The organism is Candidatus Omnitrophota bacterium, from assembly GCA_041648975.1.
Lineage (GTDB): Bacteria > Omnitrophota > Gorgyraeia > 2-01-FULL-45-10 > 2-01-FULL-45-10 > JAQUSE01.
This window is the reverse complement of sequence record JBAZNZ010000011.1, coordinates 40,960-62,088: the sequence shown is the minus strand read 5'-3', so window position 1 is coordinate 62,088 and position 21,129 is coordinate 40,960. Positions and strand designations below refer to the sequence as shown.

The 21,129-nt window shown below is 45.1% G+C and carries 22 protein-coding genes and 1 pseudogene; 16 read left to right on the top strand and 7 right to left on the bottom strand.

Going from position 1 to position 21,129, the window contains the following annotated elements:
- Window positions 1-498 precede the first annotated feature (498 nt).
- Together WC592_04630 and WC592_04625 are read left to right on the top strand one after the other, a co-directional pair.
- Complete coding sequence (locus WC592_04630) at window positions 499-1,545, top strand: Rieske 2Fe-2S domain-containing protein (GenBank protein ID MFA4981736.1); 1,047 nt, start codon at window positions 499-501, stop codon at window positions 1,543-1,545.
- Window positions 1,546-1,684: 139 nt separating this feature from the next.
- Window positions 1,685-1,810, top strand: coding sequence for a hypothetical protein (locus WC592_04625; GenBank protein MFA4981735.1), 126 nt, complete (start codon window positions 1,685-1,687; stop codon window positions 1,808-1,810).
- 254 nt (window positions 1,811-2,064) lie between these two features.
- Here the strand turns inward: WC592_04625 and WC592_04620 are convergent, their stop codons facing one another.
- Window positions 2,065-2,841: a WecB/TagA/CpsF family glycosyltransferase gene (locus tag WC592_04620; protein MFA4981734.1), complete on the bottom strand. Its 777-nt coding sequence runs from the start codon at window positions 2,839-2,841 to the stop codon at window positions 2,065-2,067.
- Window positions 2,820-3,896, bottom strand: coding sequence for an NAD-dependent epimerase/dehydratase family protein (locus WC592_04615; GenBank protein ID MFA4981733.1), 1,077 nt, complete (start codon window positions 3,894-3,896; stop codon window positions 2,820-2,822). Before WC592_04615 ends, WC592_04620 begins: the two co-directional genes overlap by 22 nt.
- Before the next feature lie 398 nt (window positions 3,897-4,294).
- Between WC592_04615 and WC592_04610 the strand changes: the two genes are divergently transcribed.
- The 13 genes and pseudogenes from WC592_04610 (at window position 4,295) to WC592_04550 (ending at window position 14,309) form a co-directional block, all read left to right on the top strand.
- Window positions 4,295-4,762, top strand: a complete 468-nt coding sequence (locus tag WC592_04610; protein MFA4981732.1) for a TspO/MBR family protein — start codon at window positions 4,295-4,297, stop codon at window positions 4,760-4,762.
- Window positions 4,763-4,869: 107 nt separating this feature from the next.
- Entirely contained in the window at window positions 4,870-5,991 is a 1,122-nt protein-coding gene (locus tag WC592_04605; GenBank protein ID MFA4981731.1) for a Fic family protein, read from the top strand.
- Window positions 5,992-6,211: 220 nt separating this feature from the next.
- A pseudogene (locus tag WC592_04600) lies at window positions 6,212-6,307 on the top strand (zinc ribbon domain-containing protein).
- Between the two features lie 488 nt (window positions 6,308-6,795).
- Window positions 6,796-7,044 (top strand): hypothetical protein, encoded by a 249-nt coding sequence (locus tag WC592_04595; protein MFA4981730.1) that lies wholly within the window; start codon window positions 6,796-6,798, stop codon window positions 7,042-7,044.
- Window positions 7,045-7,057: 13 nt separating this feature from the next.
- A complete protein-coding gene (gene tpx, locus WC592_04590) occupies window positions 7,058-7,585 on the top strand; it encodes a thiol peroxidase (protein MFA4981729.1) in 528 nt (175 codons plus the stop codon).
- A gap of 64 nt (window positions 7,586-7,649) precedes the next feature.
- Window positions 7,650-7,934 (top strand): helix-turn-helix domain-containing protein, encoded by a 285-nt coding sequence (locus WC592_04585; protein ID MFA4981728.1) that lies wholly within the window; start codon window positions 7,650-7,652, stop codon window positions 7,932-7,934.
- Window positions 7,934-8,350, top strand: a complete 417-nt coding sequence (locus WC592_04580; GenBank protein ID MFA4981727.1) for a type II toxin-antitoxin system death-on-curing family toxin — start codon at window positions 7,934-7,936, stop codon at window positions 8,348-8,350. Before WC592_04585 ends, WC592_04580 begins: the two co-directional genes overlap by 1 nt.
- Window positions 8,351-8,446: 96 nt before the next feature.
- Window positions 8,447-8,794, top strand: coding sequence for a hypothetical protein (locus WC592_04575; protein ID MFA4981726.1), 348 nt, complete (start codon window positions 8,447-8,449; stop codon window positions 8,792-8,794).
- A 43-nt stretch (window positions 8,795-8,837) separates the two neighbouring features.
- A complete protein-coding gene (locus WC592_04570; GenBank protein MFA4981725.1) occupies window positions 8,838-9,632 on the top strand; it encodes a methyltransferase domain-containing protein in 795 nt (264 codons plus the stop codon).
- A 139-nt stretch (window positions 9,633-9,771) separates the two neighbouring features.
- A complete protein-coding gene (locus tag WC592_04565; protein ID MFA4981724.1) occupies window positions 9,772-10,524 on the top strand; it encodes a polysaccharide biosynthesis/export family protein in 753 nt (250 codons plus the stop codon).
- 7 nt (window positions 10,525-10,531) lie between these two features.
- Window positions 10,532-12,481, top strand: coding sequence for an AAA family ATPase (locus WC592_04560; GenBank protein MFA4981723.1), 1,950 nt, complete (start codon window positions 10,532-10,534; stop codon window positions 12,479-12,481).
- Entirely contained in the window at window positions 12,482-13,312 is an 831-nt protein-coding gene (locus tag WC592_04555; GenBank protein ID MFA4981722.1) for an AAA family ATPase, read from the top strand.
- Window positions 13,296-14,309, top strand: a complete 1,014-nt coding sequence (locus WC592_04550) for an HD domain-containing phosphohydrolase (GenBank protein MFA4981721.1) — start codon at window positions 13,296-13,298, stop codon at window positions 14,307-14,309. The genes WC592_04555 and WC592_04550 overlap by 17 nt, the downstream gene beginning before the upstream one ends.
- A 2-nt stretch (window positions 14,310-14,311) precedes the next feature.
- On the opposite strand, the gene WC592_04545 is transcribed toward WC592_04550, so the two are convergent.
- From WC592_04545 to WC592_04525, 5 genes are all read right to left on the bottom strand, one after another.
- The gene (locus WC592_04545) at window positions 14,312-14,506 is read right to left on the bottom strand and encodes a hypothetical protein (GenBank protein ID MFA4981720.1); all 195 of its coding nucleotides are present in this window, start codon (window positions 14,504-14,506) and stop codon (window positions 14,312-14,314) included.
- A gap of 44 nt (window positions 14,507-14,550) precedes the next feature.
- Entirely contained in the window at window positions 14,551-15,975 is a 1,425-nt protein-coding gene (locus WC592_04540) for a sugar transferase (protein ID MFA4981719.1), read from the bottom strand.
- Window positions 15,976-15,979: 4 nt separating this feature from the next.
- Window positions 15,980-16,969 (bottom strand): NAD-dependent epimerase/dehydratase family protein, encoded by a 990-nt coding sequence (locus WC592_04535; GenBank protein MFA4981718.1) that lies wholly within the window; start codon window positions 16,967-16,969, stop codon window positions 15,980-15,982.
- Entirely contained in the window at window positions 16,956-17,744 is a 789-nt protein-coding gene (locus WC592_04530) for a WecB/TagA/CpsF family glycosyltransferase (GenBank protein MFA4981717.1), read from the bottom strand. Before WC592_04530 ends, WC592_04535 begins: the two co-directional genes overlap by 14 nt.
- A gap of 252 nt (window positions 17,745-17,996) precedes the next feature.
- Window positions 17,997-19,832: an ABC transporter ATP-binding protein gene (locus tag WC592_04525; GenBank protein MFA4981716.1), complete on the bottom strand. Its 1,836-nt coding sequence runs from the start codon at window positions 19,830-19,832 to the stop codon at window positions 17,997-17,999.
- A 333-nt stretch (window positions 19,833-20,165) separates the two neighbouring features.
- Here WC592_04525 and WC592_04520 point away from each other — a divergent pair, with 333 nt between their 5' ends.
- Window positions 20,166-21,053 (top strand): hypothetical protein, encoded by an 888-nt coding sequence (locus WC592_04520; protein ID MFA4981715.1) that lies wholly within the window; start codon window positions 20,166-20,168, stop codon window positions 21,051-21,053.
- Window positions 21,054-21,129 lie beyond the last annotated feature (76 nt).

Here is a 21,129-nt window from a genome sequence, read left to right as displayed (position 1 = left end):
TTAGGTATTCTTGATGGCTCGGCAGGCTTAGCATAACTATTTTGAGTCATTGGGCGAAAGGCAAATTTTGCCGCGCCCCAAAATTTGCCTTTCGCTCTCGAGTCTTTTCGCGTGGGTGGCTCGGCAACCCGCCGTCCACGAGATCATTTTAGGTTGTAGCAGGCGGGTGCGGACGAGCCTGTAGGGGCGTACGGTTTTTCGTGTTGTAGCTTGTGGAGCGAGGACGCGAAAGTCCCGCCTGTGGTTAGGGTTAGGGCGGGACGATGCCGAGCAGGGTTGATAGTTTATGGGCGGTTATTTTAGGGGGAACCCCCTAAAATATGTTCGAACTGACTCGAGAACACACCGCCATCATTTTCTCATGAAAATGATGGCGGATGCCGAAGCCTCTGGCTTCGACGCCGCCAATTTTTGCCACTGACTTAGTCAGGCGAAAATTGATCCTATTAAGATCACCGCCCGGGTAGCCGGAATATACGAAATAGATTAGGAGATCCTATGCCGGATAAAAATTGGATCAATGCCGGGCCTGTCAAGGAATTGAAGAAAAAAGCGCTCCGGCAAGTTATCGCCGGGAAGACCCGGATCGCGCTTATTTATAAGGACGGTGAATTCACCGCGGTGTCGGGAGAGTGTAATCATGAAAAAGGCCCTTTGGGCAAAGGCAGGATGGACGGCGATTATGTCATATGCCCCTGGCACGGATGGACGTACCACAGAAAGACCGGCCATGCCAAGCCCCCATTTGAGAAGGCCTGTCTTCCCAGGCATGAGGTAAAAGAAAAGTCCGGCCGCCTCTTCATAAATTTAAAACCATCGAACAAGAGAGTCGAATATCCCCATCCCGTACATCCCCTGTCCCGGGAAGTAAAACGGGAGAAGGGCCCGATCAGGGTAGCCGGAATTTCAACGACGCCTATGAGCAAAAGCCTGCCGAGGTATTCCACATCCGAAGACCTGCTTAACGCGGCGCTGGCGCATGCACGTTCGAAGTTAAAGGCGGAAACGAAGCTGATAAAACTTAGAGATTTGAAGTTCAACCATTGCGGCGGTTTCTATTCGATAGACGAAAGGGCCTGCACATGGCCGTGCACCTTTACGCAGATCGATGAGAAAGACCAGCTGGTCCAGGTATATGAGGCGCTCGTCTTTTGGGCGGACGTCGTTATCATCGCTACTCCGATCCGCTGGGGGAACGCGAGTTCGCTGTATTATAAGATGGCCGAGCGGTTGAATTGCGTAGAGAACCAGATCCTCATCCACAATAAGCCGCTCATAAAGGATAAGGTCGCGGCTTTTATAATCACCGGAGGCCAGGATAACGTCCAGGCAGTCGCGGGGAACATGATGATGTTCTTCAGTGAGCTCGGATTCTTGTTTCCCCGGAACCCCTTTATAGCGCATAGCCGCGGTTGGGAGGCCGAGGACATGGACAATAACGTAAATTATGTCGCGTCGAGTAAAGAACTTAAGCGGCAAGCCGGAGACCTTGTCGAACGCGCGGTGGCCGTATCCAAAGAACTGCTGAAGTTAGAAAAAAAATAGTAGGCTTCCAGGCCTTGCCAATTATGATTTCATAGGGTATACTTCAATTGTTGTTGGAGCAGTTTTGTAGCGGCGTATTTTTTTTCTCTACTTAGTAAAAAGGTTTAAAAATAGGAATATCATAATAAAGGAGATGAATATGAAATGCACGAGTTGCGGCAAACATATTGATGAGATCGATCATTCATGCAAGATGTGTACGGTCTGCGGATGGAATATTCCCGCGAAAGATTCGGCGCCTGAGAACAAGGAGGGCGCCGCGTAAGATATAAATGGAGGAGATGGAGCGATAGCGGAAGCCATCAGGCCTATCACCTACAAAAAGACCCCCGGAGTTGAGGGTCTTTTTTGTTTTTACATATATGGGATAGGTTTCCGCCATAACCTTAAAATGAGTTGTCCGGAATGTCGCTGTAGTGATACAATGGCGCCAGATAAGGGGCTATAAGGCTATGAAAGTACATACAGCTAAAAAGGTACACTCTATAGGCTGTACCAAAAATAGGACGTCTACAATTATTAGAATTTTCTTTTTATTAGCTGTGCGGTGAACAGTATGACAAATAACGGATTGAGGATTAAATACCGTTTCCATAAGCGTGTTGGTTCTTTCAAAAGCCGATATATCCACTCAAGCCCATGGTCCTGCATAAATTTCGGAGCCTGCTTTAATATCCCGGCATGAAAATCGAACGCGGCACCAACGCCGATCATGACAGCATTTATCGTGCCGATATGTTGCGCAATCCATTTTTCCTGACGCGGGCAGCCGCGGCCCACAAATACTATACGAGCGCCAGAATTGTTGACGGCGGCTATGTCTGTAACGTCTTCCTCTGTCGTAGCATCTCTAAATCTATCCGCTTGGGCCCCTACTATTATGAGATCCGGATATTTAGCCTTTAGATTGTCTACCAAATTTTTCAACACAATTTCCCTGCTGCCGTATATGTATATCGGCAGCTTCTCCCGCTCAGCACTTTCACATATCTTCAGCATTAAAGTCGGTCCATATACCCTGTCCTTTAACTCTTTAGCGCCAAGAAAATTTAACGCCCATCGTACCGGCTGGCCATCAGGATTGAGCATATGAAGACTGTTTAGCTGACCTAAAAACTCTTTGTTGAAATAACCCTCCATTACTCCATGTACAGCAAGCGCTGTTACACCGATGCTTGCGCGTTTTTTAGCGGCCGACATGATTATCTTAACGGCGCTCTCGTAGTCAACTCGGCTCACGTTAGCTCCCAGAACATTCAATCGCCGCGGGAATTCTAACTCTTCTCTTTTATCCATCTATCCCTGTTCTTCGTATATATCTCCGCAAGAATCGCTTCTATACCATGCTCGTAATTCCATTTAGGATAGTCCATCTTAAATTTATTAACATTTGAAATATACCAAATATGGTCACCTTCTCTATTTTTTGTACAATACTTTGTCTTGACCTTATTTCCCGCTATTTCCTCACATAAAGCTATGGCCTCTATCATAGAACAATTGCTAAATCTGGAACCGCCCGTATTATACACCTCTGCCCGCCTTGGCCTCTTTATGAACTCATCAAACATTCTGACGAGGTCATGGCTGTGTATATTATCACGCACCTGCTTACCTTTGTATCCGAATATAAAATACTCTTTTTCGGTTACAGCGCACTTCATAAGATAAGACAAAAATCCATGCAATATCGTACCGGAATGGTTTGGCCCTGTAAGGCAGCCTCCACGGAAACATACCGTGGGCATGTTGAAATATCTTCCATATTCCTGCACAAGGACGTCAGCCGCTATCTTAGATGCGCCAAACAGGCTATGTTTGGATTGATCTATACTCATCGTTTCATCTATGCCATCGCAATACTTGTGCCCTCTAGCCAATTCCCACCGCGTCTTTTTTTCTATGAGCGGAAGTCGATTCGGGAGGTCTCCATACACCTTGTTTGTTGACATGAAGACAAAAGGCGTTTCAGGGCAATATCTTCTGGCAAGTTCAAGAAGATTTAACGTGCTGACCGCATTGACAGAAAAATCCGTCTCCGGATCTCTTGCAGCCCAGTCGTGTGAAGGTTGCGCCGCCGTGTGGATTATGGCCTTGATATTCCTGTACCTTGACTTAAATATCTCTCCCAACTTTTTCTTATCTCGTATGTCAACATTGAAATGGCTGTATCTTCCGCCAAGCTCTTTTTGCAAATTACGAAGACTCCAGCGGGTAGACGCATCGGGCCCAAAAAACTTCGCCCGCATATCGTTATCTATTCCGATTATCGTGTGTCCTTTACTTGCGAAATGCAGCGCCGACTCCGATCCTACCAGCCCGGCGCTTCCGGTTATTAGAATACTTTTCATAGTTTAGCGCTCATCCTTTCAAACGAATAATTTCCCCGCATAAAAAAATGAAGTTGGATAAACAACCGTTTTGTAAAAAAGAAATGCTTACGGGCAGTATACCAGAAAGAAGGCGTGAATGAAAGTAAAAGTTCCGAGGCCATTCGCCTGCTCACGGCCTACGAGGTCGAACGAGTTTAAGTGATTCGTGCTCGTAGGTCTGCAAAGGTCTTCCACCTCTCCCTAATCACCCCTCCCGCCATAACCTTAAAATGAGTTGCCCGGAATGTTGCCACAATGGTATAATAACGCCCAGTAAGGGGCCATAAGCTAATGAGAGCACAAACCGCATATTGATCCAAACCGGGCGCAAGGCGTGACCCGGTTTTTTTATTTGGGGACAATACATATGAGGTGATATGGCAGTCAAGATCATGATCTGTATCGCCGCCTGCCTTGTCGGCGGGTTTATCAGCTCATTATCAATGGGTGATTCTATCGGCATGTGGTATGCTTACCTGAAGAAACCGCCGCTCAATCCGCCGTCATGGGTATTCGCGCCGGTATGGACCGTGCTTTACACTATGATGGGGACAGCCGCGGCTCTGGTGTGGCACAAGGGCGCGCGCGACAAGCTCGCGAGGACAGCGCTTTATGTTTTTTGGGCGCAGATGCTCTTAAATTTCCTGTGGTCATTCGCGTTCTTCGGAATGAGGTCGCCTGTGTTAGGCCTGGCTGTCATAGCGCTTTTATGGAGCGCGATAGTGCTTACCATAGCGCTTTTTTATCGGGTCTCGAAGTCCGCGGCTTACCTGCTGATGCCGTACATATTTTGGGTGAGCTTCGCATTTTATCTGAACGCCGCTATAATGCATATCAATAGATAAAGGCATGGACGAAAATAAATTTGCCCGATGAGGCAATATGTGATATAATTGTATCATATTATGAAGCGATTAGCCCATCTAATCGCTTCAACCGCATAAGGCAAAAAATGAAGTATATATGGGAACGCAAAAACTGGTTCGATTTTAAATATGACAAGGCCCGCCTGCTTAAACCACTGGGAGAATTGAGGGTTTTGCAGGGGAAGCTCTTGGGCCGTGTAGTGTCCCTTGGCATTAAGCTTGAGACCGAAGCCCAAGCCGATATATTGGTAGAAGAGACCGTCCGGACCGCGGAGATCGAAGGGCAGAGGCTTGACCGCAGCGCGGTCCGTTCCTCGGTTGCCGTTAAGCTTGGCCTGCCCAGGGGTGTGGGTGCGCACGACCGCAATGTTGAAGGGCTCGTAGATGTCCTGCTGGATGCCGTGCGCTTTCACGACAAACTTTTGACGTTGGAACGGTTGAACGGCTGGCATGCCGCGCTATTTCCATCCGGGCATTCGGGATTGAGGAAGATCAGGGTGGGAAGACTGAGGGGCGGTGAGCTTATGCAGATAGTATCCGGCCCCATCGGCAAAGAAAAAGTGCATTTTGAAGCCTTGCCAAGGCAGCGGCTCGACGAAGAAATGAGATCATTCCTGAAGTGGTGGAATTCTTCATCCGACACCATGGACGGTATACTGCGCGCGGCAAGCGCGCATCTGCGTTTTGTAACGATACATCCTTACGAAGACGGCAACGGCCGGTTGGCGCGGGCCCTGACCGATATGGCTTTGGCCCATGACGAGAAGTTGAAAGTCAGGTTTTACAGTGTTTCTTCCGAGATCATGAAGATGAGGAATGCATATTATAAGATCCTCGAAGACGTCCAGAGATGCAGGATCGATGTGACGCAGTGGTATCTATGGTTCATTAAATGCGTTACCGCGTCTATCGAGCACTCGCAGAGTATCATCGCCAACATATTCGCGCGGGTCGATTTCTGGAATCAGCATGCCCAAATCGGACTTGGCGAGCGGCAGAAGAAAGTGTTGAACCGGATCCTCGAGGCGGGTCCCGGAAATTTTACCGGAGGCCTGACAACGCGCAAATATGTGAGCATCGCCGGGGTAAGCCGCGCTACGGCGTTTCGTGAAATAGCGGATATGGTCGATAAAAAATTACTGCGTCAGCTGCCCGGCAAGGGCCGGAGCGTTAAGTATGATTTAGTATGGCCGAAGATGGATAGTTGAGATTCCGGAGATTGGGACCCCGATAACCAAAGAGGGAGAATAGATAGTGAGCGATCTGATAATTTGTACTAAATGCGGCAAAGAGACCAATAAGTATTCGCCGGCCTGTGAATATTGTTTTGAACCTTTGGAACGCGCCGCTTCCGTCGATAATACCGCAAAAACCATAGAGGAGCAAGGCAAGGTCCTGCATGCCGGGTTAAAAAAATATTCCGGACAAATGAGAAAATGCCCGTTTTGCGCCGAGGAGATACAGGCGGACGCGATCAAATGCCGGTATTGCGGAGAATTTATTAAAAAACCGGCCGATGATGTAAAAAAATATAAGAATTTATTATTGATATTACTGGGCGGCATAGGGGCGCTCGTTTTCTTAGTGTTAATATTTATCGGAACTTCCAATTTTCTAAAAGGCGCTTCGGCTATTAAGTATGATAAAAGCGTCAGTTCGGAGTTGAAGAGAGATCCCGCTAAGGCGGATTATGTTAAGAAGTATATTACCGTCACAGATATCGGGACACTGGAAGAAACGGACTTAAAGTCCTCGGCGGCGACAAAATATTTCTACGGGACGATCAATAACGCCGGAGATAAGACCGTGATCAAATTGACGCTGGCCGTCTATTATTTTGATAAAAATGACCGGTGTATCGCCGAGGGTACGATAGCGCCTATACTGGGAACCAAAGATAAGCCCAATTCCGTGAAGCCGGGCAGTTCAAAAGCTTTTCAACTGCCGATACTGGATACAAATCCCGAATGGTCCGGCAAGTTCAAGGAGAAGGTTGCCGACATTGAATTTTTATGATGAAAAATAATCCGAGATCGCCGAAACCGAAGATATATTTAGAGAAGAGAATGGGTAAGTCCGTCACTGTCATAGCCGGACTGCATACTTATGGGGCAAAACGGTTGGATGACATTGCCAGGGAGTTGAAGACGCTCCTTGGCACAGGAGGAACGGTCAAGGGCGGAAAGGTTGAGATCCAGGGAGACAAGGCCGCGCCTGTCAAGGCATGGTTCATTAAAAAAGAGATACCGGTAGAAAAATAAGAGGAGGTTTATCGTGGAAAGAAAAGAAGTCATTACGATGAAGGGGGAGGGTTTAACGCTTGAGGGCCCGGCGATCAGCCCCGGACAGAAGGCCCCGGCGTTTCAGGCGCTTTCGCAGGATATGGAAACGAAGGGCCTTTCAGATTTTAGCGGAAAGATCAAACTCATAGCCTCCGTCCCGTCGCTCGATACGCCTGTCTGCGATACCGAGATAAAGCGTTTTAACGACGAGGCAGCAAAGGTCTCGAAAGACGTAGCGATCATATTTATCAGCATGGACCTGCCGTTCGCGCAGAAGCGTTTTTGCCAGGAATTCGATATCAAGAAAGTGAAGACATTGTCGGACCACCGGGACGCAAGCTTTGGTCAGAATTACGGGGTGCTTATAAAAGAGTTGAGATTGCTCGCCCGGGCGATATTCATTATAGGGAAAGATGACGTTGTTAAATATGCGCAGATCGTAAAAGAGCTGAGCTCCGGGCCAGATTACGACGGCGCGCTTGGCGCGTTAAAAAAAGAGACCGGAGCGGCAGAGCGATAATTATTTGCATTTTCAGTGATTGTATGTTAACTTTATCTATATAGCTTAACAATTGTTAACCTATATGAATGAAGTTAACGAAAGGCGCCATATGGCGGTAAATGGGTTCATCAGTATACAACAGCTTGCCGGTATACTTGGTATAAGCAGGATAGCCGTTTATAAAAAGGTCAAGAAGGGCCAGATAAAGGCCATACGTATAGGGCGGAGCTTTGCCATACCCCGCAAGTATTTAGACAGCATATTGGGCAGAACGCTTAAAGATAGCCAGAAAAAAGAGATAGACGCGGCTGTAAGGAAGACCGTGAGGGAATACGGAGATACGCTGAAGATGCTGGGTAATATGTGATGAAGACCGTAACGATAAAAGAGATAGAATATGTGGCGTTCCGTCTTGCGCAGGAGATGATGTCTTTCAATGAGCCTATACCGGATTTTTCAACGCGTTTTCCCAATATCCTGGAAAGCTGTTTTGCCGCGCCGTTCCAGACGTTTGGCGGAAGATCGCCCTATCATGACCTGTCTTCAAAGACAGCTGTCCTTTTCTATCTCATGGTGAAAAATCATCCGTTCCAAAACGGTAATAAGCGCATAGCTATGACGACATTGTTTGTGGTCCTGCATAAAAACAGGAAATGGCTCTCGGTGGATACACAGGAGCTTTACAACTTCACAATGTGGATAGCCCAAAGTCCGGCTAAAGCAAAAGAGGAAACGATAAAAGCGACAGAAAAGTTTTTGAGATCGCATTTAACCATAGCGTGAGTTTTGCATTTTACTTGGATGCCGTTATAATTTATATTATCAGCAGGGATATGGATACAGACAAATCCGTTCCATAACATGAAAGGGGGAGCAAGGATGAAAAAGATTACGATGGCGGCCGGCGTCATAATAAAGTGGCTGGCGATCGCCGCAGTAGTCGTTTTACTTGCGATATTGGCGATGGAGAGGGGTGAACTGGTGACCTATACATTGATCATGGCGATCCTGCTCTTATCCGCGGATAAGATCAACAAAGGAAGTAAATCCGCCTGGTGGTTCCTCGTGACATTCCTGCTGATCCCGACCGTTGGTATCGCGATCATGCTCCTTTTGCCGACGCAGAAATTCCCGCACGAGATATTCGTCATGAGCGCGATGCTCATAATATTCGTTCCTCTGCTAATAATTTTGCTGTTAGATCCGCCGAGCAAGTGGAATGTTTAAAAAAGCCTTTACGTTTTTTATAGCAGTTGCGGAGGAATAGAAAGTGATAAGTACTCGTAAGCTTTTGCCGGTGAAGATGTTGATATCCTTTGTAAAAAAAGCGGGGTCCGATGTTGAGGCCGCTTTTCTATCCTATCCTAAAAAAATACAATGCAATATTTGTGGTTGGAGCGGCCGTCGTTTTCTAAGCGATCCGTGGCATAAATATGTCAATTGTCCGGTATGTCATACCAGTGTCAGACAAAGGCTGTTCATTGCCGCTATTCAAAATACCGGTAATATACCGTTTGAAAATACAGTGCGGGATAAAAGGATACTGCATTTTGCCCCCGAGGACGCAATAAGCGGGATATTGAAGAGTATATCGTCCCGCTATTCTACGGCTGATCTTTTGCGGGATGATTGCGACTATAAAATTGATATTTCCAATATGCCGGAAATTAAAGAAGGAGCATTCGATTCTGTAATTGCATTCGATGTCCTGGAACATGTGGCCGATTACAAAAAAGCCATCGAAGAAGTGCACAGGATATTATCCCCGAACGGCAACGCTATTTTCACTGTGCCGCAGAAAGATAATCTGGAGTTGACTTTTGAAGACCCGGCTATCGTTACGCCGAAAGACAGGATAAAGTATTTTGGCCAATGGGACCATCTTAGGATCTTTGGGAGTGATTTTTCTAAAACCGTTGAAAGCAGAGGCTTTTCCGTAATTGCCGTCAACGAAGCAATGTTCTCTGAAACTGTCGGACGTAAACATGTCTTATTCCCTCCGGTATTGTCACCTCATCCCTTAGCTACAAATTACAGAAATGTGTTTTTTTGTAAAAAAACTTAAAAAAATAAGGATGACGTGTCCAGTAAGGATCCAGTAAGGATAGCGGCGTTGACTAAATATTTTCTTTGTGATATACTTTTGTTACAATCAAATTAAATATTTATATATTATATCTAGTGTAACATTTCCAAGAGGCTGGATGAAAGCTCTATTTAAGACCTACATAGTCCTGTCATTATTAACCGCTTTATTTTCTTCGCAGATATTCGCTCAAGGATTCAGGGATAGGGGCACGCGCGTTATGGGATGGCAGTTTCCCATAGTAGGCGACAGCGCCCAGGTGCAGGAGTATTATCTGTGCATAGGTGATGTGCTGGAGATCAGCATATGGAACCATCCCAATCTTACGCGGAAGGTCAGGATAAATCCCGACGGTTATCTGTATTATCCTCTGGCGGGAAAAATAAAGGCGATCGGGCTTACGGTCGACCAGCTTCAAGCAAGCCTTAAGGAAAAACTATCGTTGTATATCAGGGTCCCGGATGTCACAGTGCTGATATCGGAGATATCGGGAAATAAGATCATCATCCTCGGCGAGGTCCAGTATCCGGGCGTCTATACGTATGAAGGAGTGATAACGATAGTTGACGCCATAGCGTTGGCCGGCGATATCACGCGTGATGCAAAGATGGAAAGCCTCATAGTAGTAAGCGATAACCTGACCGATCACCCGAAGGTAAAGAGGGTTGATTTATTTAAGGCTCTGCGCAAGGGAAGCGTCGATAGGGCCCTTTTACTGACTAACGGCGATATAGTCTATGTGCCCAGGCATTTTATCGCGGACTTCACGCAGTTTATGAGAAATGTCAATGTTTGGGCGCAGGCCGCGTATTATTCTTCTAACGGGGCTTTTTATTACCGTACACTTACAAAGCCACTGGACAAACAATAATCTTATTATGGACGTCCCAAATCTAAACTTGAACGATTACCTGGATATAATCTACCGTCGTAGATTTACGGCTATAGTTGTCTGCGTTGTTACGGTAATATGCTGGGTCTTTTTTTTAAAGATGCAGGCGCCCACTTATAAGGCCAGGCTTATATTCAAAGTGGATAGCGCTTACAGCGCTATAATACCGTCTCAAGTATATCAGGAACAGCCCACCGGCCGTGTTGCCACGACCGTGGAGGAGCTTTATGATTACGCGAAATTGATCTCCAGCAGGTCCAATATCGAGAAGACCCTTGTCGACTTAGGGCTGGTGACAAGCAGGGATATCAGCAAGATCGAAGATTATATGAAGAACATCTCGACTACCGTCGTCCCTAAAAGCAACCTGATCGAACTCGAAGTGACCGATACCGACCCCGTCATGACAGCCAGGATCGCGAATAAAATGTTTGAAGTTTTTAAAGAAATAAACTTCAACGAGAAAAATTTCCAGAAACGTAATGTGGCCGTCTTTATAAAAAAATCGCTGGAGGAGGTTTCGGAGAAGCTGAAAAAAGAAGAGGGCAGGATGCGCCAGCTTACTTCGTCCGGAGTCATCGGAACTGCTGAAACGCTTCGGAAACAGATAGACCAGCTCGACCAGAAGCGGGTGGATCTTTTGAATATATATACGGAGAAGCATCCCGATGTCCTGGCTTTAAGACAGCAGATAGAAGAGATGAAACAGGAATTGCAAAAACTTCCGGTAGAGGAGTTTGAATACAGCACACTGCTTAGGGATATAACGCTTGATCAGCAGATATATAACGACTTAAAGCAGAAATTGCAGGAAGCCCAGATAAAAGAGGCTGAGGTGATCGATAATATTTCCCTCGTTGAGGACGCGATACCTCCGCAGAAGAAGTCGTTCCCGACGTTGATCCATTATTTGCTTGGCATATTATATGGAGCGCTGGCCGGGATAACTGTGCCGCTCTTTATCGAGCATGTGGTAGAGACATCCTTCAACAGTGTCGAAGACATAGAGAATCTTCTCAAGATCAAAGTGGTCGGGATTATTCCCTGCGCCTCTAAGTCCGCTGTGAAAGAAGGGGTCTGGCGGCAGCGCATCTTCAAAGTGAAGCGATCTACGGCTGGGATAAACCCCAAAGGTCTTTTAATGGCTTTCTATTCGGTGGATCCGTTATTCGAGGAAGCTTTCCGCATACTCGGAACGAACATACAGGCGATCTTAGGCGGACCTGCCGGCCGCATTAAGAACAAGACGTTGCTTATAACCAGCGCCGTGCCCCAGGAGGGGAAGAGCATGATCTCATCAAACCTGGCGACATTAATGGCGCAGATGGGATATAAGACTCTTCTCATCGACGCGGATTCACGGAGGCCTTCAGTCCATCAATTATTCGGCTTTCCTGAAAAATCCAAAGGATTCGTCGATATAATAGCGGGGAAGAACGACCTTAAAGAAGCCGAACAGTCGGTGATAAAGAATATCACCGATATCATGTTGAGTGATCAGGAACAAAATGCCGAGGAGATGTTCAAAAAATCATGGCTTAATAACTTACATATTATGACGGCCGGTTCTATTGCGCCTACCGGTATGCACATGTTCGGCGCGGAACGCATAAAAGAGATAATAGAATATTTTAAACCAAAATACGATATAGTTATACTGGACACATGCCCGATCTTATCGGTAAGCGATACCTCTGTCTTATTACCTATGGTAGATGATGTGCTGATAGTGTACAAAGTAGGTTTTACCTCCCGCCTTACCCTTAGGAGGACTAAATCGAACATAGAGAACATAAGGGGCAAAGGCACAGTAAACGGCCTTATATTGAATAACGTCATCTCGAAACTTACCATGGCCCCTTATTACAGCTACGGGGGAAAATATTACGCCAATGCGGCAAAACCGGCCTCCGGCGCAAACAGGAAGACGACTTAAATGTACGAGACATATTGGGGGCTGAAAGAGAAGCCTTTCGAGAACACGCCCGATCCGAAATTCATGTATTACTCCTCCAGGCATGAAGAAGCGCTGGCGAGGATATTATACGGCATCAGGGAGGGGAAAGGCGCTGTAATGCTCACCGGGGACTACGGCTCCGGCAAGACGGTCTTAAGCCGTATCGTGATAAACGGCCTGCTCAAGGGCAAAGAATACGAAGTAGCCCTGCTGACTCACCCGTACCTGACTTCCGCCCAGCTCATCCAGGAGATATTCTACCAGCTTACCGGCGATTACCGTAAAATGCCGAAAGCGCAGATGATACACGAATTCCAAAACGTGATTTATAAGAATTTCAGCGCGAATAAGCGGACCGTCCTCATAGTGGACGAGGCGCAGATAATTAAACATAAAGAGACGTTCGACGAATTGAGGCTCCTGCTCAATTTCCAGCATGATGACCGTTTTTTCGTGACCCTGGTATTGATCGGCCAACCGGAATTACGCCAAAAAGTCGCTACCATGCCGCAGCTGGCGCAAAGGCTGGCGGTGACATACCATCTGACCGGGCTCGGCCGCGATGAGGTGGCTAAATATGTAAATCATCGTTTGAATGTGGCCGGCAGGGCCTCCGAGATATTCACCCCGTCCGCGGTAGACGCTATCTGCGATTATTCCGGAGGCATACCCCGCAAGATCAACAATATCTGCGACATGGCGCTTTTTATGGGTTTCGGCAGCGAGCTGAAAAATATCGACATAGATTTCATGAAAAAGGTCGGTGATGATATGACAATGGAGATCGCGCAGTATGCCCAGAATGGTTGATCTCATAGGCGGTTCAGGCGGTGTCCGGGACGGGGGAGATAATTTCGAAAACAAAAAGAAAGACAGGGACTATCTGTCTATGTCAAAAAAGATAATATCCGCCATGAAGAACGAAGATACGGAAGCCAAAAAAGATATGGCCGTTTTGTACGAAAGGATCGTCCGGGCAGCGTCCCAATTGCTTGAGAAGACAAGGGAGAAGGGGGATATGGCCTCCTGTATGCGGGAGGCTTACGCTGTTTTCGATGAGCTCTTCAATAAGCTTGTCACGGGGGAGTCTATACTGGAAGAGATATACGAGACGCGGGAAGGGTACTATTTACCGTATCATATAGCCAACATGATCGTCCTGGCGTCTTTCTTAGGTATAAAGATGGGCTTGAATAAGTCCAGGCTGGGACAGCTGGGCCAGGCGGCTCTGTTCTGCGATATCGGCCTTGACCGGTATAAAGATATCATCTCTAAACCGGACAAGCTGGACCAGAAAGAGTTGGAGTTAATAAAAAAGCATGTCGCGGACAGCATCGAAATCCTGGACGGGATCCCGCATATCAGTAAAACCGTTAAAGACGCGATAATAGAGCATCACGAGAGGACGGACGGCAGCGGTTACCCGGACGGTTTGAAGATGGATGAAATCAGCGATTACGCGAAGATAATAGGGCTGGTAGACACTTATGACGCGTTGACTAACGACAGGCCGTATCGCGAAGGGGGGAACGCCCACGAGACGATAAAGCTTCTCCTGAGTTCGTTGAAAGGAAGTTTTGACCATGATACGATGAGGTCTCTCTTGAACGCGTTATCCCTGTATCCTATAGGAACTCTTGCCGAACTGGATACGGGAGAGATCGCGCGGGTAATCGGGGTAGAGCCGGGCTCACCGTTGAAACCTATAGTGATGGTAGTCCAGGATTACTCCGGGAATCCCGCAAAAGAAAAGAAGATCATTAATCTTGCCGTCACCGACTCGATATCGATAGTAAACTCCAAATAATATTATAAGCCGGTCGTCAGCTTACTGAGCCCCAACCCCGCGAGAATAAGAGAATTTGAAAATACGAGGACGCTTATCGTCTTCATTTGTGTGATGCCCAGATTGATCATCTCGGTGCCTATAGTAACCCGTAATAATACCCCCGCGACTAAACCGACCAATCCTAAAAAAATCAATGCCCGGGCTGTTTTTACCATTGTCTCCCTCCTATTTTGCGGTTATTTTTATACCATTCTATTTATTATTCGGCGCCTTTTCGCGTTAAGACTGCCGGAATAGTCTTCAAGAATATCGAGAAGTCAAGATGCAGGGACCAATGGTCAATATATTCCAGGTCGAGCTTTGCCCAATCCGTAAAATCGCAGACCTTATTTCTTCCGCAGATCTGCCAGAGGCATGTGACGCCGGGTTTCATGCTGAACCTTCTCCTCTGCCACCCCTTTATCTGGCTCACCTCGACCATAGGAAGTGGCCTGGGGCCGACTATACTCATCTCGCCTTTTAGCACATTTATTATTTGCGCGATCTCATCCAGACTGGTCCTCCTTAAAAATTTTCCGAATGGGAATACGCGGGGATCGTCTTTTACCTTGAAGACAGGTCCTTTCATGATGTTAAATTTTTGCAGCTCTTCACGTCTCTGCTCGGCGTTATTATACATGGTCCTGAACTTGTAAAATATAAACGGTTTTCCGTACAGGCCGCCGCGTTTTTGTTTAAAAAGGACGGGGCCGGGGGAGCTTAATTTTATACCTATGCCTATCAGCAGGTATAAAAAACAGAAAACGGGGAAGAAGATAAGCGCCACGGTAAAATCGAAGAGAGTCTTGATGAATATCGGCCAGTCGTAGGGCGGAGTTGTGCTGAATACCAGCAGGTGTGAATTGCCGATACGCCCGCTGTCGAGCCGGGCGCTACGCAAGCCGAACAGGGCAAGTTTTATCCAGCCCTCTACACCTCTCTCGCCGCACAGGAACAGGATGTTTCTCACATCGGACTCAAACCCTTCATATGAGGCCGTTATGACAAGTTCGATATTGAGCCTTTCGAGTATATCGCCGAGATTTTTCACGCCTTCTTCGAACACAGGAATTTTATCTTTACGCTCTTTTTCAGCGGCTTCACCATGACTAAAGTATATTACTCCTTCGATCTTTAATCCCAGATCCTCGTTCTTTAATTCTTCCAGGATGCGATCTACGTCGTGGACCTTTCCGATGAGAATGGCTGATTTAACATTGCCATATTTCAGATAGATCTTCTTCGCCCAATATTCTTTCAGGCAGAAAAAGGCGGGAAGTATGGCGCCGTACAATACTATGAGTGAACGGTTGTATTGATATTCGTTGCTGAAAAATGAAAAGGCGACGAATATGATCACCAGCTCTACAGTTGATTTTATCGCGTCCATACAGACTTTCGAAAACGGCCTCAGCCTGTTTGTGGGGTATAGCTTATTCAGCCGGAGAAGGATAGGGAAAAGGGGAATTGACAGCAGGATCAGCGCCGACCAGTTTTGATGGCCGGTCAATCCTTTGAAGTCGTAGAGGCCGGCCTTCTCGATAGCGCCCTTTAAGATAAACGCGGCGAACCAGGATAATGTCGCTATGGCGCTATCCAGGAGGATGTTTAGCGACGTTAATACTTTTCTTTGAGATGTATACATGGGCTTAGTTCTTAGATTTAACAGCTTCTTTTTTCGAAGTCCGGTTTTTTATCCAATTATATGTTATTACCAAACCCTTTTCATAAGTGATCTGCGGTTCCCACCCGAGGATCTGGCGCAATCTGGTATTGTCGCTGTTCCTTCCTCTCACGCCTTGCGGAGCGGAAAGATTATGTTTTTTGCTTATCTTTTTACCTGATATCGCTATGATCATATCCGCCAATTTATTAATGGAGATCAGCCTGTCTGATCCTATATTCAAAGGCTCGATATGATCCGATTCCATAAGCAGGATGCATCCCTTAACGCAGTCATCGATATAGCAATAGGAGCGCGTCTGGTCGCCGTCCCCCCAGATCTCTATTTCGCCTGGGTTGTTTGCATCCGCCACTTTTTTACACAGGGCAGCGGGAGATTTTTCCCTGCCGCCTTCGTAAGTTCCCTCAGGGCCGTAAATATTATGAAACCGCGCTATGCGTATATCAAGCTTATAATCCCGCTTAAATGCCTGGAATATCTTTTCCGCATAAAGTTTCTCCCAGCCGTAAAAACTGTCCGGATCCGCAGGGTACGCGTCCTCTTCCTTGAGCGGTTTGACATCGGGCGTTTCCTGTTTAAATGTAGGGTATATGCATGCGGATGAGGAAAAGAAGACACGGTTTATTTTATTTTCGACGCAGCTCTTTGCCATATTCGCGTTTATAAGCGTATTGTCATATACGATATCCGCGCAAACCTCGGTAATGAAACCTATGCCGCCCATATTTGCCGCCAGGTTGAAAACATAATCCATCCCTTTTGTCGCTGTCAGGCAATTTTTAGAATCTCTCAGATCAAGCGTTAATTTTTCGGAATAGTAAGGCTCATCTATATATCCGTCCCATTTTATATCCGCTACTCTTACAAAATTACCTTGAGCATACAATTCCCGCGCCAGATGAGACGCCACGAACCCGCCCGCCCCGGTTACCAGAATTTTTTTATTCTTTATCATTTCCGACTCCTTTCGGATTTTTTATTCCCAGTCGTTCAATTATAAGATAGTAGATAAATTTTGAACCGCCGATCAAATAGCGGCGCCAGAGCCGCGCAGGTTCTGTGATAAGCCTGAAGAACCATTCCAAACCATGTTCCCGCATCCACCGGGGGGCTTGAGCCTTTAACCCTGCCAGAAAATCGAACGCCGCTCCTACACCAATCATTACGGGAGCATTCAATTTATTTCTATGCGAGTACATCCATCCTTCTTGTATAGGCGTACTCAATCCGACCCATATTATGTCAGGTTGAGCTTTGTTGATAAAGGCCATTATTTTGGAGTCTTCTTCGGGCGTAAGAGCCCGGAATGGGGGAGAGAAAGTTCCTACAATATTTGATCCATAATTTTTACCCAGGACCTTCGCCAGGAGTTCAGGCGTGCCCGGCGCTCCGCCGTATAAGAAATGTTTATATTTTTTTCCGGTCTGCCGGCAGAAGGCATCCATTAGCTTTGAACCATAAACACGACGTTTTAACGCTTTCCCGTTCATACGGCCGAGCCACACGAGCGGCGCGCCGTCAGGGACGACCATATCTGCTGAATTTAAAATTTGTTTAAAGCCCGGATTACGCTGGGCTTCTACTATGCCGTGCATGCTGGTGACAGCTATAAAATGGCATCCGGCCTTTTCCTTGATCCAATCTTCTATCCTGGCAATAACATCCGGGATCTGGACGGCATTTATACGCACACCCAGCACCTTAAAATCCGTTAAATCCTGCGGTTTCATATTATGTTATTCCTGCCGATAATGGAATTTTTCGAAAATAGTCATGGCAATAATTACTTTCGAACGCTATTGATTTATTATCGGCAAATTTTTTATTTATAGCGTCTTTCTGTTTTTGTATAAGCCAATCTTCCACGTCTTATATTACCTATTCATTGGTTTAAAGTATCGTGCCCTATCTTTTATTGTTATAATCGATCCGATAATCTGCGATTATCTTTCCGGTCTTACTAAGATTTTCGTATCATACGCTCAATAAAATTTTTGTGCTTGCCAATATTGGTAAAACGCGCCTTTCCTTTCCAACAATTCTGACAATGTGCCTTCTTCTGCCAATATTTTATTTTGTATAACTACGATTTTGTCGGCATTTTTTATGGTGGACAGTCTATGGGCGATCACGATCGCCGTTCTACTTTTTATCAACTCTGAAATTGATTCCTCGATCAATTTTTCAGTCTGCGTATCCAGTGCATTAGTTGCTTCATCAAGGATGATTATGTCCGCGGGCTTAAGAAGCATTCTTGCGATCGCGAGGCGCTGTTTTTCGCCGCCTGAAAGCCTCACGCCACGGTCACCTATAACCGTATCCAGGCCGGCGGGGAGGCTGTTGATAAAATTGCTTAGGCGAGCTTTCGCGATAGCCTCGTTCAAGTCTTTATCGGACACCTTCTCCTTCAAGCCGTATACTATGTTGTTCCGTATAGTATCGTTGAATATCAATCCTTCCTGCGATACTAGCGCCATATGGGACATGAGAGATTTCGTGCTAAATTTTCTAATGTCTACATTGTCAATGAGAATAGTCGATGGGGGACAATCATAAAATCGTAAAAGGAGGTTTATCAGGGTCGTCTTGCCGGCTCCTGTCTCACCTACTATCGCCGTGAGAGAGCCATTCTTAATAGAAAAATTAATATTTTCCAGGACCATTTTCTCGTTACCAAAATAAGAGAATTTCAAATGGTTAAATCTGATAGTTTCTTTAAGCCCGGTAAATTCTTCCGAGCCGTCTGATACGAAGAACTTATCTTTATTGTCAAACATTTTCATTATATCGGAAATAGGGCCGTCTATCGTTGAAATATATCCCCTGAAAGTATTTAACCCTCCTATTGCAGTTACGGATTTTTTTAAAACATAGAAATACACAAGGAATTCACCCAGGTCGCGTTTTCCCCTCGCCGCCATAAAAGCTATCGCGGATACCAAAAGGAGTATGACAAAGAGCATGATTACTTCCTGCAAGGGGAAGATCAGGTAATACTTCTTGTCGAGGCCGAACTCGAGTTTTGTAGTAATATTATTTATGCGAATGAAATCCCTATTTTCTCCATCTTCGTTGTTATAGACTTTAACCAACGGAATGCAGGAAAGAACATTTTGCAGCTTGCGGCTCATAGCTGCGTAAAATTCGGTATAAGCGTTGGAGTTTTTCTTGATCTTTACAATAAGCCATTGCGAGCCAAAGTAAAAAAATGGGGAGATAATAATTATAACTAACGTAAGTTTCCATGATATGAAAATCATTAAAATAGAGTATATGACAAGCAGAAATATTTGAGTCAACGCTACGTTTGCTTGCAGCATCCTCTGGGAAATTTGGTTTGTATAATCCAGCATAACAGTTTGGAGGTATCCCGCGCTTGATCGGTCATAAAATAATTTTCCGAATGAGAGATAGCGGTCAAAAATAGACGTACGTAACTTATTAATTGACTGCCACGAAAAATATGAAAAACTCAAAGCGGAGAGATATTGGAAAATATTTTTTAACACAGCCGATAGGAAAACGATTACTAAAAGGATTATGAATATAGCGGTATTGGAAAGGTTGAGATTGCCGGAAAATATATAAATAAGATAAGAAAATGCTTTATTTTCTTTAGTGAAACTAAAATCTACATGTATTACCCCGTTTAATAATGGTATAAGAGTGATCGCGCTGATGCCTTCAAAAATGCTGGAAACTATCGCGAGGATTGATGAGATTATAAGATAATAGACACTTACGCCGGTTTTCTGGAGTAAGTCCCATGCTGCGAGTAGGCTGGACAGTATTTTAATGTTTGGTCGTTGAAATCGCAAGATATTTCATGCTTTCTTCTTCAGGGCTATAAGTCCATATTATACCCTTTGATCATTTCGAGGTCAAATCATTTCTATTTTGGCTTTTCTATTTTGGCTTGACACATATCAGACACATATCAGAAATTTATTTCTATAATCATATACTTGTGATAAAATATAGCTCATATATGTATATAATCATGTTTTACGGTAAGTAGCTAGTTACTATGGTTAGGGAAGGCGAGGGAGTTTTTATAAAAATAGTGCATTTTGAATAAAATCAATATAGCAAAAAAATATAACAATCCTAGATTTTTGTAACTACATAGATAGAATAAAGAAAGAAAAAATATGAATTTATTAAAAAAGATAGCATGTAAAGCTAGGGGCTTTTTAGTTTCCCCTCTTCTTAAACAAGAGAATTACTCCTCCGCGGTTTGTCAGCTGCAATTAAAGTTGGCTTATAAATTATTTGCCGAGTCAAAAAATCGCCTCCCAGGTATAGATGAGGTTGGATTTAAAGTTTTTTCTCAGACAGATGAAGATGGTATTCTGCTATATATTTTCTCAATAATTGGAGCGGCTATTAAAAAGTCAGTCGAGATTTGTGCTGGAGATGGGATTGAATGCAATACTGCAAATCTAATTATTAATCATGGATGGCATGGGCTGCTAGTAGACGGTAACGAGACTCTAGTCAAAGAAGGGCAAGAATTTTACAAGAAAAATATACATACCTGGATATATCCTCCTGTTTTTGTACATTCTTGGATAACCCGGGATAATGTCAATGAGATTATCAAGAAAAATGGTTTTATGGGAGAAATAGATCTTTTATCAATAGATATGGACGGTATGGATTACTGGATATGGGAAGCAATAAGTGTAATTAACCCCAGAGTTGTTGTAATTGAGTACCAAGATATAATCGGCCCGGATAAGGCGTTAACAGCTCCATATAAAGACGATTTTAATGCATATACGTACCCATTAACCCGTGGAATGCCGAATTTTTGCGGAGCGTCTTTACCTGCTTTAGTAAAATTAGCAAAGAAAAAAAATTATCGCCTTGTTGGGTGTAATAAATATGGATACAATGCTTTTTTTATTCGCTATCCATTCGGGGAAAAAGAGATCCCGGAGATACCGATACAGGAATGTTTTAAGCACCCAAAAGTTCTTTGGGGCATAAAAGAACGATTCCTAACTGTTAAGGATTTTCCATGGGTTGAGGTGTAGTTTTGAAACATTTTTTCGTATAATTTTGTTGCATAAATATGGCTGTGGATAGCTTTATTATTTAACGTCTTTATAT

What these genes read in the sequence shown, in the direction of transcription:
- WC592_04555 (MFA4981722.1), top strand. Translation starts at nt 12,482, where the DNA reads ATGTACGAGACATATTGGGGGCTGAAAGAGAAGCCTTTCGAGAACACG.
- WC592_04575 (MFA4981726.1), top strand. Translation starts at nt 8,447, where the DNA reads ATGAAAAAGATTACGATGGCGGCCGGCGTCATAATAAAGTGGCTGGCG.
- WC592_04595 (MFA4981730.1), top strand. Translation starts at nt 6,796, where the DNA reads ATGATGAAAAATAATCCGAGATCGCCGAAACCGAAGATATATTTAGAG.
- WC592_04550 (MFA4981721.1), top strand. Translation starts at nt 13,296, where the DNA reads ATGCCCAGAATGGTTGATCTCATAGGCGGTTCAGGCGGTGTCCGGGAC.
- WC592_04540 (MFA4981719.1), bottom strand. Translation starts at nt 15,975, where the DNA reads ATGTATACATCTCAAAGAAAAGTATTAACGTCGCTAAACATCCTCCTG.
- WC592_04580 (MFA4981727.1), top strand. Translation starts at nt 7,934, where the DNA reads ATGAAGACCGTAACGATAAAAGAGATAGAATATGTGGCGTTCCGTCTT.
- WC592_04520 (MFA4981715.1), top strand. Translation starts at nt 20,166, where the DNA reads ATGAATTTATTAAAAAAGATAGCATGTAAAGCTAGGGGCTTTTTAGTT.
- WC592_04535 (MFA4981718.1), bottom strand. Translation starts at nt 16,969, where the DNA reads ATGATAAAGAATAAAAAAATTCTGGTAACCGGGGCGGGCGGGTTCGTG.
- WC592_04630 (MFA4981736.1), top strand. Translation starts at nt 499, where the DNA reads ATGCCGGATAAAAATTGGATCAATGCCGGGCCTGTCAAGGAATTGAAG.
- WC592_04625 (MFA4981735.1), top strand. Translation starts at nt 1,685, where the DNA reads ATGAAATGCACGAGTTGCGGCAAACATATTGATGAGATCGATCATTCA.
- WC592_04585 (MFA4981728.1), top strand. Translation starts at nt 7,650, where the DNA reads ATGAATGAAGTTAACGAAAGGCGCCATATGGCGGTAAATGGGTTCATC.
- WC592_04560 (MFA4981723.1), top strand. Translation starts at nt 10,532, where the DNA reads ATGGACGTCCCAAATCTAAACTTGAACGATTACCTGGATATAATCTAC.
- WC592_04605 (MFA4981731.1), top strand. Translation starts at nt 4,870, where the DNA reads ATGAAGTATATATGGGAACGCAAAAACTGGTTCGATTTTAAATATGAC.
- WC592_04545 (MFA4981720.1), bottom strand. Translation starts at nt 14,506, where the DNA reads ATGGTAAAAACAGCCCGGGCATTGATTTTTTTAGGATTGGTCGGTTTA.
- WC592_04530 (MFA4981717.1), bottom strand. Translation starts at nt 17,744, where the DNA reads ATGAAACCGCAGGATTTAACGGATTTTAAGGTGCTGGGTGTGCGTATA.
- WC592_04610 (MFA4981732.1), top strand. Translation starts at nt 4,295, where the DNA reads ATGGCAGTCAAGATCATGATCTGTATCGCCGCCTGCCTTGTCGGCGGG.
- WC592_04620 (MFA4981734.1), bottom strand. Translation starts at nt 2,841, where the DNA reads ATGGATAAAAGAGAAGAGTTAGAATTCCCGCGGCGATTGAATGTTCTG.
- WC592_04615 (MFA4981733.1), bottom strand. Translation starts at nt 3,896, where the DNA reads ATGAAAAGTATTCTAATAACCGGAAGCGCCGGGCTGGTAGGATCGGAG.
- WC592_04565 (MFA4981724.1), top strand. Translation starts at nt 9,772, where the DNA reads ATGAAAGCTCTATTTAAGACCTACATAGTCCTGTCATTATTAACCGCT.